The sequence below is a fragment of the Pseudarthrobacter defluvii genome, assembly GCF_030816725.1.
GTDB classification, from domain to species: domain Bacteria; phylum Actinomycetota; class Actinomycetes; order Actinomycetales; family Micrococcaceae; genus Arthrobacter; species Arthrobacter defluvii_A.
In genome coordinates, this window is the sequence record NZ_JAUSYG010000001.1 from 1,505,625 (window position 1) to 1,518,543 (window position 12,919).

Below are 12,919 nucleotides of genomic sequence, written 5' to 3' on the forward strand. Positions count from 1 at the left end.
GAACCGCACGGCCGCCCTGATGTGGACCGCCGTCGGACGCCCCGCAGTCCAGCAAGCCCTGCACACCCTGAAGTCCATGCCCTTCACCCTGGGGGTGGTGGTTGTCTTCCTGGCCGCCGCCGCCCTGACCGGAAGCTTCCTGGACGGGCCGCCGGAGCGGCTCCTGGGCCTTGCCTCCGTCAGCGGTCCCGGCCTGCGGGACGGGAAGTGGTGGTCAATGTTTACCAGCCTCTTCTTCGCCACGAACCCGCTGGCCTACCTCGCGGCGTCGCTGATGATGGTCATGCTGCTGGGACTGGCCGAGCGCCGGCTGGGACGGCGTGCCGCCGTCGGCCTTTTCTTCGGCGGCCAGTTCGCGGCCGTTACCGTGTTCCTCCTGGTGACCCAGCTGGCAGGCTACGTGGGCGACGGCTGGCTGGACGCCATGATGGATGACAACCTCATTGGCCCCTATGCCCCGGTGTTGACCGCAGGCCTGGCCGCCAGCGCCCGTATCACCCTGCTCTGGCAGCGCCGGCTCCGCACCGTGGTGCTGACGATCTCGCTCCTGCTGGTTCTTTACGTAGGGCATGCAGAGACTGTCATCGGCCTCATCGGGGCGCTCCTTGGCCTCCTGGCAGGGTGGTGGATCCAGGGGGACCAGGGGCGCCTCCATCGCCACCGGTCCACGGGCCGCGAGACCAGGAACCTGCTGGCGCTCACCGTTGCAGTCTTTGCCGTGGGTCCCATCCTGACCGGCATTACGCGGGCCCCGACCGGCCCGCTGGCCCTGCTGCGCGACGTCGTGCTCAGCCCGATGCCCACCCTCAGCCAGCTGGTGTTCAACTGCGGTGCCACGGTCGATGCGTCCTGCCTGGAAACGGGCAGGGCAGGATTCGCCGGGCCGTTCGGCCTGGCTCTGGCCGTGGTGCCGGTCATCCTGCTGCTGATCTGCGCGGACGGCATGCGCCGCGGCCGCCGGCTGGCCCTCAACATCGCCCTGGCCATCCAGTTGGCTGTGACTGCCCTGGCCGCGGTCTACCTTGCCCTGTTCGCCCTTGTCCCGTCCCGCCTCCAGGGCACGCATGCCACGCCACTGTCCTCGGCCTTTGCTCATGTGCTTCCCCTGGTGGTTGTCCCGCTGCTGCTGGCGGTAATCCTGTGGCTGAACCGGCGGCAGTTCCGGGTGCAAACCCGTCCCGGCGCCCGGCGCGCCCTCGCTGCCGTGGTCTGCGGAACGTGGCTTGCCCTGGCCAGCTCCTATACCGTGGCCTGGTTCTGGTCCGGCGGACTGGCCCGCGACGGCGGTCTGCTGGGCCTTTTCGCCGAGTTGGCCCGCCAGTATGTTCCGGTGCCGATCCCGCAGCATTTCCGCCGGGTCTTCCCGGAACAGGACAGCGCCGAAGCCCTGTTGTTCGCGTACTCGGGTCCGGTGTTCTGGCTCGTAGCACTGGTGGCCGTGTGGTGGGTCCTGGTGGGCCGGCATCACGGCCTCAACTTCGGACGGCAGGACCGGGACCGTGCCCGGTACCTGCTGCACCAGGGCGGGGGGCCGCTGTCATGGATGGCGCTCTGGGAGCCCAACACGTACTGGTTCAGCCCCGATGGTGCCGGCGCCATGGCCTTTCAGCAGCACGGGACGGTGGCGCTGACCCTGGGTGGAGCGATCGGCGACCGCAGGGCCGAACAGCGGGTCACGGAAGGGTTCCTGGACTATTGCCGCAGCCAGGCCCTGGTACCTGCGCTGTACTCCTGCGACGACACCATGTGGCCGGTACTGAGGGAGCGCGGCTTTTCCCGGGTGGCCGTGGCCCAGGAGACCCGGCTGGCACTGGATGAGCTTGAGTTCAAGGGCAAGGAATGGCAAAACGTCCGGACTGCCCTGAACCGCGCCGCCAAGCTGGGGGTCCATGCGGTCTGGGGTTCCTACCACTCGCTGCCGCCGGCGCTGCGGTTGCGGCTGAATGAAGTGTCCGAGGAGTGGGCTGCCGGCAAATCTGTTCCTGAGATGGGCTTTACGCTCGGCGGTGTGGACGAGCTCGATGACGACGAAGTCCTCTGCTGCCTGGCGGTGGACGGAAACGGCGTGGTCCATGGCGTGACCAGCTGGCTGCCGGTGTACGACGGCGGGCGGCTGGTCAGCCGGACACTGGACGTCATGCGCCGGGGCAGCGAAGGCTTCCCGGGGGTGATGGAATTCCTGATCGCCTCCGCCGTCCTGGAGCTGCGTGATTCCGTGGATGTGATCTCCCTGTCCGGCTCACCGCTGGCAAGCCGTCCCGACGTCGGGCCGGAGGGGGGAGCGGCTCCGGAGGATGCGGGAACCGGGGACGAAAGCCCAGAGGAGGCCGCGGCCGCGGACGAGGGCGCGCAGAACCTGGTCAGGATCCTGGACCTGGTGGGCCACGCGCTCGAGCCGGTCTACGGGTTCCGCTCCCTGGCGGCCTTCAAGTCCCGGTTCAAGCCGGAGTACAGGGCGCTTTACCTGTACTACCAGGACCCGCTGCACCTGCCCGCTATCGGCCGGGCGCTCACCCGCGCCTACCTCCCCGGCCTATCCCTGGCCCAGGGTGCGCGGCTGGTCCGCAAATTGGTGACCTGAGCCGGTCCACAGCAGCCGCGTACCCCAAACTGGAGCGCGGCACAGTAAAGGGTATTTCCGTTGCTGAAATCAGACCAAAACAAATGGTCCCCGGCAAAATTGCCGGGGACCATTTGTCGCTGACAGCTGCCAAAAGCAGCCGGGCGGTTTTGACTTAGACGACAGTTACGCCGGTAGCCTGGGGGCCCTTGGCGCCCTGGCCGATTTCGAACTGAACGCGCTGGTTCTCGTCGAGGGTCTTGAAACCGCCGGTCTGGATTTCGGAGTAGTGAACGAAGACATCGCCATCGGAGTCGTCCGGGGTGATGAAGCCGAAGCCCTTTTCAGCGTTGAACCACTTGACGGTTCCCTGTGCCATTTATTTCTCCTCATTTGTGGAACTTTTTAAGACCGGCACACCTCGTGCCGCCCTTGGTCACTCCGCGAGAAGAATCCTGGATTGCCTTGCCCGGTAAGGGGTCCGGCGCTGCAGGAGCTTCACGCTCGCAACATGTCTTGCGAGCATGAAAAAACACCTACACAAAGACTGAGATAAGAATTTCATGCCAGTTCCCGCAGGTCAACGGCCCGGACAGCAAAAAGAACAAAAATTAGGTAAAAACCAGGTGACGCAGAAGGGAAGCCTGGAAACGCACTAATTAGGTGCCTTAAGCAACAAAGGATAAACCTAGAAGAGCCGCGATTCGCTGTCGTCCACTCCGCGCATGGCGTCGTAGTCGAGGGTCACGCAGTCGATCCCGCGGTCGTTGGCCAGCACCTTTGCCTGCGGCTTGATCTGCTGGGCGGCGAAAATGCCCCGTACCGGTGCCAGCAGGGGGTCGCGGTTGAGCAGTTCCAGATACCTGGTCAGCTGTTCCACGCCGTCGATGTCGCCCCGTCGCTTGAGTTCAATCGCCACCGTGGCGCCATCCGCGTCCCGGGCCAGGATGTCCACGGGACCAATCGCAGTGAAGTATTCGCGCCTGATCAGTGAGTAGCCCTGGCCCAGCGTTTCAATCTGCTCGGCGAGCAGCCGCTGCAGGTCGGCTTCCACGCCGTCCTTGATCAGGCCGGGGTCCACGCCCAGGTCATGAGAGGACTCGCTGATCTTCTCGTGGATGTTGATGATGAGCCGGTCGTCGGTCTTGGCCGACTGCACGGTCCACTGCTCCATCACCCCGAGTTCCAGGTCCACCTCGTCGGGCGACGAAACCCGCAGCGTTGCCGGGGGGCTCATCCAGTTCAGCGGCTTGTAGGAACCGCCGTCGGAATGCACCAGTACGGAGCCGTCCGCCTTGACCAGCAGCAGCCGGGTGGCGAGGGGGAGATGGGCTTTGAGCCGGCCAACGTAATCAACGGAGCAATGGGCTATGACGAGTCGCACGCCGTACAGACTATCGCGTGGGCCCCGGCAGGCTGCGTCCGACGGCGGCACGGCACCGGGCTGCGGGGCATCAGGGGAGGGCCGGGTCGGTGGCCAAGCTGGGGCAGAATGGATACATGCCGCGCTCCAACCGTCCCCGCCGTCCCGCTTCCGGAAGGGGCGCCGTCTCCGGCCATGGCGCCGGGCGGAAAAGGAGCGGGGACGTTCCCGAACTGGACCTGGAACGTGCCCGCGCCGGAATCGCCCGCCGGGAAAGCGCCCCTGACGGTGAATGGATGGTCCGCACCATGACGGCCAAAAACGCGGAAAAGACCTACATCTGCCCGGAGTGCTCCACCGCGGTGCTGCCGGGAGTTGCCCACCTTGTGGTGTGGCAGGACGACCACCTCTTTGGTGCCGCCGTGGGCCTTGCCGAGCGCCGGCACTGGCACACCAACTGCTGGCAGACGCGCAGCTACCGCTACCGCTGACCGGGCGCCGGTTGCGGGTACCGGTGAGGAACGAAGGATGCCCCCACTGTCGCTAAGCTGGCAGGCATGACTTTTGATCCGGCGTCGTACCAGTTCTCCGAGGGCCATGGCCCCGCTCCCATCCGTGCCTCCACCGTCCTGCCGGCGCGGCGCGAAAATGTCGAGCTGCAGACGGAGGACGGCCACACGCTGGTGGGCGAGCTCGCACTGCCGGAGTCGGGTCCGGTCAGGGCCACGCTGATCACGCTCCACCCGTTGCCGACGCACGGCGGCTTCATGGATTCCCACGTCTTCCGCAAGGCTTCCTACCGGCTGCCGGCGTTGGCCGGCATCGCGGTGCTGCGCTTCAACACCCGCGGTACCTCCTCTCCCCGCGGCACCAGCAGCGGCGCTTTCGAGGAGGGGATCGGCGAGCGGTATGACGTGGAGGCAGCCGTCCGTTTCGCGGTCGAACGGGACCTGCCCAACCGCTGGCTCGTGGGGTGGTCCTTTGGCACCGAGCTGGCGCTGATGTACGGTGCCGTCGAGCCGGTGGCCCCGCAGATCGAGGGCGCGGTGCTGCTGTCGCCCCCGCTGCACCGTGCCACGGACAAGCACCTGCAGCTGTGGGCGGAGTCCGGCAAGCCGCTCACCGTCCTGGTGCCGGAGCACGACGACTTCCTGCAGCCTGCGGAGGCGGCCGCCCGCTTCAGCGTGGTCCCGCAGGCCCGGGTGTTGGGCGTGGCGGGGGCCAAGCACCTGTGGGTGGGGGAGAAGTACGCGGCGCGGGCCCTGAACGACATCGTGGCCCAGGTCAGTCCCGATCACGCCGGAGCGGAGTTGCCAAAGGAATGGGACGGGCCGACGGCGGCTGCCGGAGCCTAGCGTCCCGGCACCCTCAGTGCTGGTCCTGCCGGACGATGTAGATCTCCCGGAGCAGCAGCAGGACCGCGGCTGCGGTGGGAATGGCGATCAGGGCCCCGAGGACGCCCAGGAGGCTGCCGCCGGCGATGACCGAGATCACCGCCACCGCACCGGGCACGGCAACGGCCTTCTGCATGATGCGCGGGGAGATGAAGTACGCCTCGAACTGCAGGTACGCGAAGTAGCAGATGGCGTAGATGGCCGCCACCTGCCAGCCTTCGGTGAGGGATACCAGGGTCACCACGATGCCTGCGATCATCCCGCCCACCAGGGGGATGAAGGCCAGCAGGACCACCACGAAAGCCAGGAGCAGGGCGAACGGAATACCCACGATGGACATCACAACGAAGGCGAAGGTGGCATTGAGCAGGGCCACGCACGCCTGGCCGATCACGTAGTTTCCCACCGAGCGCGTGATCTCCTCCGAAAGGGCAGCCACCCGCTTCCGCCGGGAGCGCGGAGCCAGGCGGTAGCCCCACTTCTTCATGGCCGGCAGCGCTGCCAGGAAGTACAGGCTCAGCACCAGGACGATCAGGGCCCCGAAGAGGCTGTTGGCCACGGTGGATCCAAAGCCCACCACGCCGCCGAAAATGCCGCCCATCGCGGCGGGGTCGTTGACGAACTTGTTCAGTTCCTCGGTGATGCGGTCGCGCACGCCGAACTGGTCGTCGAGGCTGCGGAAGAGGTCAGAATCCATGAAACTGCGCACCCAGTCCGGCGCCTGCCGCACAATCTCGGAGACCTGTTCAACAATGGTGGGAATGAGGGTGGCGAAGAATCCAACGACGGCGCCCATCAGGACCGCCACCGAGACCAGGATGCCGGCCGGCCGTGGAATCCTGTGGTTCTCCAGCCAGCCCACCACGGGCTCCAAACCCAGGGCGATGAACAGCGCCGCCACGATCCACAGCAGCAGCTGCGTGGTGTGGGAACCGATCCAATAGACCAGCAGCGCCAGTCCCACGCCCACCGTGCCCATGAAGCCCATGTACAGCGGGTGCTGCGGGGACATCCGTGGTCCGGGATGGCCGAACTGCGGCTCCTCGTCACCGTCGTGGTCGATTTCCGGAACCTGTCCGGTGTATTCCGGCGGCATCTCGAACCGAAGCCTGGGCTGCGCGCCGGGCAAGGGCTGGCGAAGCCGGCGGACCACGTGGCCAAGGGCTGCAGCGGCCGAACCCCCGCGGCGTGCTGCTGCTGCGAGGCCGAGAGGCGGTACGGGAGCGGGGACAGGGCCCCTGGCGTCCCCGGAATTTGCGGCTGCCGCCGAGGACGGATCCGTCTTGTCAGTCACTGGTTCTAGGGGCCTGTTCCGTGCGTGGCACCGCCTTCGCGGGCCGGTGTGATGATCATCGCAAACACTATCAGCAGGCTTGCCACCAGGAGCCGAAGCCGCCGCCCGGACGCCTGCATGGGCCGGGGCGGAAGGTCGCGGCAGGGGCCTGTGGTAACGGAAAGGTTACTATTGAAGGCAAACCCCCGCTGATGATAGGTGTTTCCCTTGCGTTTAAAGACTGCAGCCGCACTTGTGCTGCTCGGCCTCCTGACACTTTTGGCCGGTATCGGCCAGAGAACCATCTGGGCTCCCTCCGAGACGTTCACTGCCTCCGTGCCGGCCGACGCCGCCGCCGCACCGCTGACGGTCATCGACCAGAAGCTGCGGACCCTGCACGACGGTCCCGTCAAGATCAACATCCAGGGCGACGGAAACTTCATGCTGGCAACAGGCCGGCCTGACGACGTCGACGCCTGGGTTGGCAAGACGGCCCACAACACCATCACGGGGGTTTCGGAGGACGAGAAGTCCCTTCAGGTGGACCACGCCGACGGCGAACCTGCCGCCCCCAACCCCGCCGGCTCGGACCTGTGGGTGTCCAACGAGAACGCCAGCGGCGAACTTGACTACACCTGGACACCGCCGGCCGATGGAGAGTGGACCCTCCTGCTCGCCTCCGACGGCACCAAGCCGGCGCCTGCCTCCGTATCCATGACGTTCCCGAACGACACGTCCACCCCCTGGGCTGTGCCGCTGATGGTCCTGGGCAGCCTGCTGATCGTGGCCGGCATCGTCCTGGCGCTGCTCGCAGCCCGCAGGAAGAACGGTGAAGGCGACGGCGACGGCAGCCATGCCGGCCGCGCCCGTGCACGCAAGGCCAAGTCAGTGGATGCCGGCCCGCAGAACGCGGCGCCGCAAACCCAGGCTCCGACGTCGTCCTCCTCGAAGGTGACCATGGTCGCAGCCGGTGTGGCAGCGGCCTTGCTGGCCGGTTCGGCCACCGCCGCCCAGGCAGCCACCCCCAGCCCGCAGCCGTCCGGCAGTGCCTCATCGCCGGCGAAGGAAGCGGCCGGATTGCCGGTGCTGCTCGATGCCCAGTTCCGCCGGATCCTGGAGCAGGTCTCCAGCGCGGTCGATGCAGGGGATGCAGCCAAGGATGCGGCAAAGCTTGCCGGCCGCGTCGGTGGCCCGGAGCTGGAAATCCGGACCCAGAACTACAAGATCCGCTCTCAGGTGGGCTCCTATTCGCCGCGCATGCCCGTCCGCTCCACCAAACTGCTGACCACCGTGGTCACCAGCGACCGTGACTGGCCGCGTTCGGTGCTGGCGGTGACCCAGGGCGAAGGCAACGTGGTTCCGCAGATCCTGACGCTGGTCCAGCAGTCGCCGCGCGAAAACTACAAGCTGATGGAAACCACCCCCCTCCAGCCGGGCACCACGTTCCCCACCATCAGCCGCGGAGGAACGGACACCCTTGCCCCGTCGGACAAGTCCGGCCTGCTCTACAGCGGTGAGGAAGCGATGTCCGGACTCGCCGACCGCCTCACCGCGGCGGACTCGCCCTTCAAGGACAAGCTCGTCGAAGGCCAGTCCTCCCCGTACATCGCCGACACCCTGTCCTACCAGGCGGAGGTGGTGAAGTCCGGCGAGAACGGCAACTTCTCGTTCACCCACAAGGTGGTTCCGGACAGCACCGTGGTGTTCCGCACCTCCGACGGCGGGGCCCTGGTCCTTGGCCGGATCAATTTCGGCTTCGAGGGCACCCCGAAGGCGGCCGGTGACAAGCTCAGCATTGGTGATGACGCTGCAGCCCTGGCCGGCGGCAAGGAGACCACCACGGGCATGGTGCTGAGCTTCGCCGAATCCATGGCGGTTTATGTGCCGCCGGCAGGATCCACCGACCCGATGAAGCTCGTTGCCGCCACCCGCGGCCTGGTTGGTGCCAGCTTCAAGTAGGGGTTGACTGTATTACCACCGGCAGCGGCCGGAGTGGCTAGAGTGGGAATCATGAGTTCGCCAGCTTCCCGCCCAGTCCCTCCTGCCGCTGCCAACCCGCTTAACCTGCGCGGCGCCGTCGACCTTTCCTCGCTGAAGCGCCCCGCATCTCCTTCCGGCCAATCTCCCTCCGGTTCCGCTCCTTCATCGGCAGCGGGAGCGCAGGGGGCGCAGCCAGAGGGAGCCACCGGCGGACCCGAACTCAGGGTCAACGTCACCGAGGCGAACTTCCAGCAGCTGGTCGAGCTGTCCGCGCAGGTACCCGTGGTGTTTGCCCTGTGGGCCCCGTACTCGCCGGAGTCCGGCAGGATGCTTGACACCCTGGACCGCCTCGTGGCCTCCTACGGCGGACGCCTGGTCCTTGGCGCCGCCGACATCGAAGCCTTCCCGCAGCTTGCCCAGGCCTTCCAGGTGCAGGCCGTCCCCACTGCCGTTGCCGTACTCAAAGGGCAGCCGGTGCCGCTCTTCCAGGGCGCGGCGGACGAGCAGCAGGTGCGCAGTCTCTTCGACGAGCTGCTCAAGGTGGCCGCCGCCAACGGGGTTACCGGGAGCCTTGATGCAGGCCGAGCCGGTGAACCGGGGCCTGCTCCGCTGCCGCCGCTGCACCAGGCTGCGTTCGACGCCATCGAAGCCGGTGACTACGCCGCCGCTGCCGAAGCCTACCGGCAGGCGCTGAAGGAAATGCCGTCGGACCATGAAGCCAAGGCCGGGCTGGCGCAGGTGGAGCTGATGGACCGGCTGCAGTCGGTCTCCGCCCAGGACAGTGATGCCCTGCGTGCCTTGGCTGCCAATGAGCCGGACAACCTGGACGCGCAGCTCCGCGTGGCGGACCTGGACGTTGCCGGCGGGCACGTGGAGGACGCATTGAACCGTCTGGTTGCCTTCATCGGCAGGAATTTCGGCCCGGAACGGGAGGCAGCACGGGTGCGGCTGTTGGAACTCTTCGACGTGGTGGGCGCCGGTGACGAGCGCGTGGCAAAGGCGCGCCAGGGGCTCGCGCGGGTGCTGTTCTAATGCCGGCACTTTTCCAGCCGCTGACACTGCGGTCCATGGAGCTGCAGCACCGGGGCTGGGTTTCGCCCATGTGCCAGTACAGCTGCGATCCCGACGACGCCCCGGGCGTCCCGCACGACTGGCACCTGGTCCACCTGGGCGGCTTTGCCGTGGGCGGCGCCGCCATGATCCTCACCGAGGCCGCGGCAGTTAACGCCGAGGGCCGGATCAGCCCCCGCGACGCCGGCCTCTACAACGACGAGCAGGCGGCGGCGTGGGAGCGGATCATTTCCTTTGTCCACCGGAACGGCACCGCCGGCACCAAAATCGGTGTGCAGCTGGCCCACGCCGGCCGAAAAGCCTCCACTTACTGGCCGTTCTCCGGCAAGCACGGCAGTGTTCCGGCCTCCGAGGGCGGATGGGAGACGGTGGGCCCCTCCACTACCTCCTTTGAGGGCTACGCCGCGCCTGCCGCCATGACCGTGGAACAAATCCACGGCGTCATCGAGGACTTTGCCGCCGCCGCTGTCCGTGCGGTGGACACCGGTTTTGACACCATGGAAATCCACGGGGCGCACGGTTACCTCCTGCACCAGTTCCAGAGTCCGTTGATCAACCAGCGTGACGATGAGTGGGGCGGGGATGAGGCCGGCCGCAACCGGCTGATGCGGGCGGTGGTTGACGCAGTCCGGGCAGTGATTCCTGATTCCATGCCGCTGCTGCTCCGGATCTCGGCCACCGACTGGGCGCCGGGCGGCGTGGACCAGGCGGCGTCAGTCCGGCTGGCCCGGGAGGCGGCCGCCCACGGGGTGGACCTGGTGGACGTCTCCAGCGGCGGGGCAGTGGCCCACCAGCAGATAAAGCCGGGCCTGGGCTACCAGACCGGTTTCTCGGCCGCCATCCGCGAAGAAGCAGGAATCGCCACCGGAACGGTGGGCCTGGTGACCACGCCCGGCCAGGCGGAGCATGCCATCGCTACCGGACAGGCAGACGGTGTCTTCATTGCCCGGGCCGCCCTGCGCGACCCCCACTGGTGGCTTCGTGCCGCGTTCGAACTGGGCTACGACCTCGCCTGGCCGCCCCAGTACGAGCGCGCTGTCCCGCGGCGTACCTTTTGAACTGCATCCTTTGACGTTGGGAGTCCGGCATGGCGGGCAGCGGCGGGAATGACCAAAACGCGGTGGAAAGGCAGCTGGAAGCGAAGATCCTGGAACTCCTGGCCGCCAGGGCTTCGACCTCCACCATCTGCCCGTCCGACGCCGCCAGGGCCGTAGGCGGCGACGACTGGCGCCCCCTCATGGAGCCCGCACGGCAGGCCGCCAGGCGCTTGGTCGAAGCGGGCCAGGTGCACATCACCCAAGGCGGATCCGTCGTCGATCCCGCCACGGCCAAGGGCCCGATCCGGATCCGCAAGGCACGCTGAGCCGGGCGCTGTCAGCCCAGCAGCTCGTCCACGTAGCACCAGCGCCAGTCTTCGCCGGGCTCGGCGCTGCGCATGACAGGGTGCCCGGTTTCCTTGAAGTGGCGGCTGGCGTGGCGGCCCGCGGAGGAATCGCAGCAGCCGATGCTCCCGCAGGCCAGGCACATGCGCAGGTGCACCGGGCTGGTGCCCTCCCGTTCGCAGCCGGCACAGGCCGGATTCCCGGGGAGCGGTGACTGCATGGCTGCCGTCAGGTGGTCGCACACGCCGCCCGGCTGGGACAGCCCTTCGCCGCCGGCACCATCAGCGGCGGAATCGAGCTCGTTGAGGGAAGCGTCAAGCATGGACTCCTCGACATCCAGCCGTTCCAGGACTTCGCTGAGGACCTCATGGGCAAAGTCCCCGCCGCGCCTGAGCTCCAGCACCTTGTCCCGCTCCGCCTCCAGCATGGCCATCCGCAGCTGTGCGTAGCGCTGGCTGGGGGTGGCGGCCTCGGCTGTTGGCCTGCCCAGGCGCTCCCAGGCTGCCAGCCCTCGTTCCTGGGTCCGCCGCCGGAGCATGTCCATGACCTCCGGCGGATCGCTCTCGCGCCGCAGCTGCTCCAGCCGCTCCATCCCTGCTGCAGTAGCCCGCTGCATCAGGGAGGCCTGGTTCAGGGCGTCCTCGCGCCGGTCCGGCCCCGGCACGCCCAGCGCCCTGACCAAAGCGGGCAGCGTGAATCCCTGCAGCACCAGGGTTCCGCCCACCACCACCATGGCCGCCAGGACCAGCACGTTGCGGTGCTCCAGGTCATCGGGCAGCGTCAGGACGGCGGCCAGGGTGACCACGCCGCGCATGCCGGCCCAGGACACGATGGCGGGGAACTGCCAGGGCGGTGCGGGGTCCGTGCGCCGCACCGAAGGAATCAGGCGGGGCAGATAGGTGGTGGGGAAGACCCAGACGGGGCGCAGCACCAGCACGGCCAGCAGGATCAGGGCGCAGCCAAGCCAGATGCGGCCCGCGCCCAGCGAGTCGTCCTGGACGCTTTCAATGATGGTCCGCACCTGCAGCCCGATGAGCAGGAACACGGAGTTCTCCAGCAGGAACTGTATGGTGTCCCAGTTGCTCCTGGCGCTTTGCCGCGCAGCGCCGTTAGGCATGGACGGCGCCTTGGTGCCCATCACCAGGCCGGTGACGACGACGGCCAGCACGCCGGATGCGTGGATGGCCTCCGCAGGCAGGAACGCAACGAACGGTGCCATCAGCGATGTCGAGGTGTTGATGGCCACGTTGCTGATCCGTTTCCGGACTTCGGTAAGGAGGTAGGCCACGGCGATGCCCACCGCCAGGCCGCCGCCGGCTGCCACCACGAATCCGCCGGCCACGTCCAGCGCGGACACGGAGCCGGCGATAGCCGCCACCGCTGCCCTCAGGCATACCAGCGCCGTGGCGTCATTGACCAGCGACTCGCCTTCGAGGATGTTGACGATCCGGCGTGGCATGCCCACTTTCCGGGCAATGGCCGTGGCGGCCACGGCGTCCGGGGGTGCCACTACTGCGCCCAGGGCGAAGGCTGCGGCCAACGGGATCTCCGGGAACAGCCACCAGACCACCATGCCCACGCCCAAAGTGCCGAAGATGACGTAACCCACGGACAGCAAGCCGATGGAGCGTCGATTGGTCTTGAAGTCGAACAAGGACGTGCGGAACGCGGCTGCGTAGAGCAACGGCGGCAGCAGTCCGACCAGCACCAGCTCCGGGTTCAGCTCGACCGGCGGAATGAACGGCAGGAAGGATCCCGCCACCCCGGCGAGGACCAGCAGCAGGGGAACCGGGATATTGAGTGTGCGGCCCAAGGCGCTGCCGGCACACACCACGGCAACGATCACCAGCAGGCCCAACGCGATGTCCATGACGTTAGTCTCGCACCCCCGCGGAG

At 67.5% G+C, this 12,919-nt stretch carries 11 protein-coding genes; 7 read left to right on the forward strand and 4 right to left on the reverse strand.

Annotated elements, in window-relative coordinates:
- The first annotated feature begins 19 nt into the window (after positions 1-19).
- Positions 20-2,581, forward strand: a complete 2,562-nt coding sequence (locus QF031_RS07030; protein WP_307433199.1) for a bifunctional lysylphosphatidylglycerol flippase/synthetase MprF — start codon at positions 20-22, stop codon at positions 2,579-2,581.
- Between the two features lie 154 nt (positions 2,582-2,735).
- Here QF031_RS07030 and QF031_RS07035 read toward each other — a convergent pair whose 3' ends face one another.
- Entirely contained in the window at positions 2,736-2,939 is a 204-nt protein-coding gene (locus QF031_RS07035) for a cold-shock protein (RefSeq protein WP_003804766.1), read from the reverse strand.
- A 309-nt stretch (positions 2,940-3,248) separates the two neighbouring features.
- Positions 3,249-3,944, reverse strand: coding sequence for an endonuclease NucS (nucS, locus tag QF031_RS07040; protein WP_307425905.1), 696 nt, complete (start codon positions 3,942-3,944; stop codon positions 3,249-3,251).
- A 116-nt stretch (positions 3,945-4,060) separates the two neighbouring features.
- Between nucS and QF031_RS07045 the strand changes: the two genes are divergently transcribed.
- Both QF031_RS07045 and QF031_RS07050 read left to right on the forward strand, forming a co-directional pair.
- A complete protein-coding gene (locus tag QF031_RS07045) occupies positions 4,061-4,414 on the forward strand; it encodes an ATP/GTP-binding protein (protein WP_307425907.1) in 354 nt (117 codons plus the stop codon).
- 66 nt (positions 4,415-4,480) lie between these two features.
- A complete protein-coding gene (locus QF031_RS07050; RefSeq protein WP_307425910.1) occupies positions 4,481-5,278 on the forward strand; it encodes an alpha/beta hydrolase in 798 nt (265 codons plus the stop codon).
- Positions 5,279-5,291: 13 nt separating this feature from the next.
- Here the strand turns inward: QF031_RS07050 and QF031_RS07055 are convergent, their stop codons facing one another.
- Positions 5,292-6,611, reverse strand: a complete 1,320-nt coding sequence (locus QF031_RS07055) for an AI-2E family transporter (protein ID WP_307425913.1) — start codon at positions 6,609-6,611, stop codon at positions 5,292-5,294.
- Between the two features lie 234 nt (positions 6,612-6,845).
- Between QF031_RS07055 and QF031_RS07060 the strand changes: the two genes are divergently transcribed.
- Genes QF031_RS07060 through QF031_RS07075 form a run of 4 tightly spaced genes read left to right on the forward strand, consistent with a single transcriptional unit; the run spans position 6,846 to position 11,004 of the window.
- Entirely contained in the window at positions 6,846-8,549 is a 1,704-nt protein-coding gene (locus QF031_RS07060) for a hypothetical protein (protein WP_307433202.1), read from the forward strand.
- 51 nt (positions 8,550-8,600) lie between these two features.
- Positions 8,601-9,602, forward strand: a complete 1,002-nt coding sequence (locus QF031_RS07065) for a tetratricopeptide repeat protein (RefSeq protein ID WP_307425915.1) — start codon at positions 8,601-8,603, stop codon at positions 9,600-9,602.
- Positions 9,602-10,699, forward strand: a complete 1,098-nt coding sequence (locus QF031_RS07070) for an NADH:flavin oxidoreductase/NADH oxidase (protein ID WP_307425918.1) — start codon at positions 9,602-9,604, stop codon at positions 10,697-10,699. The genes QF031_RS07065 and QF031_RS07070 overlap by 1 nt, the downstream gene beginning before the upstream one ends.
- A gap of 29 nt (positions 10,700-10,728) precedes the next feature.
- Positions 10,729-11,004 carry a DUF3253 domain-containing protein gene (locus QF031_RS07075; RefSeq protein ID WP_307425920.1) on the forward strand — a complete coding sequence of 92 codons (276 nt, stop codon included), beginning with the start codon at positions 10,729-10,731 and terminating at the stop codon, positions 11,002-11,004.
- An 11-nt stretch (positions 11,005-11,015) separates the two neighbouring features.
- On the opposite strand, the gene QF031_RS07080 is transcribed toward QF031_RS07075, so the two are convergent.
- Complete coding sequence (locus QF031_RS07080; RefSeq protein WP_307425923.1) at positions 11,016-12,893, reverse strand: Na+/H+ antiporter; 1,878 nt, start codon at positions 12,891-12,893, stop codon at positions 11,016-11,018.
- Positions 12,894-12,919: the final 26 nt, after the last annotated feature.

Bases quoted from the DNA above. Each gene is read 5' to 3' on its own strand.
- QF031_RS07035 (WP_003804766.1), bottom strand. From the start codon at position 2,939: ATGGCACAGGGAACCGTCAAGTGGTTCAACGCTGAAAAGGGCTTCGGC.
- QF031_RS07065 (WP_307425915.1), top strand. From the start codon at position 8,601: ATGAGTTCGCCAGCTTCCCGCCCAGTCCCTCCTGCCGCTGCCAACCCG.
- QF031_RS07070 (WP_307425918.1), top strand. From the start codon at position 9,602: ATGCCGGCACTTTTCCAGCCGCTGACACTGCGGTCCATGGAGCTGCAG.
- QF031_RS07080 (WP_307425923.1), bottom strand. From the start codon at position 12,893: ATGGACATCGCGTTGGGCCTGCTGGTGATCGTTGCCGTGGTGTGTGCC.
- QF031_RS07030 (WP_307433199.1), top strand. From the start codon at position 20: ATGTGGACCGCCGTCGGACGCCCCGCAGTCCAGCAAGCCCTGCACACC.
- QF031_RS07045 (WP_307425907.1), top strand. From the start codon at position 4,061: ATGCCGCGCTCCAACCGTCCCCGCCGTCCCGCTTCCGGAAGGGGCGCC.
- QF031_RS07075 (WP_307425920.1), top strand. From the start codon at position 10,729: ATGGCGGGCAGCGGCGGGAATGACCAAAACGCGGTGGAAAGGCAGCTG.
- QF031_RS07050 (WP_307425910.1), top strand. From the start codon at position 4,481: ATGACTTTTGATCCGGCGTCGTACCAGTTCTCCGAGGGCCATGGCCCC.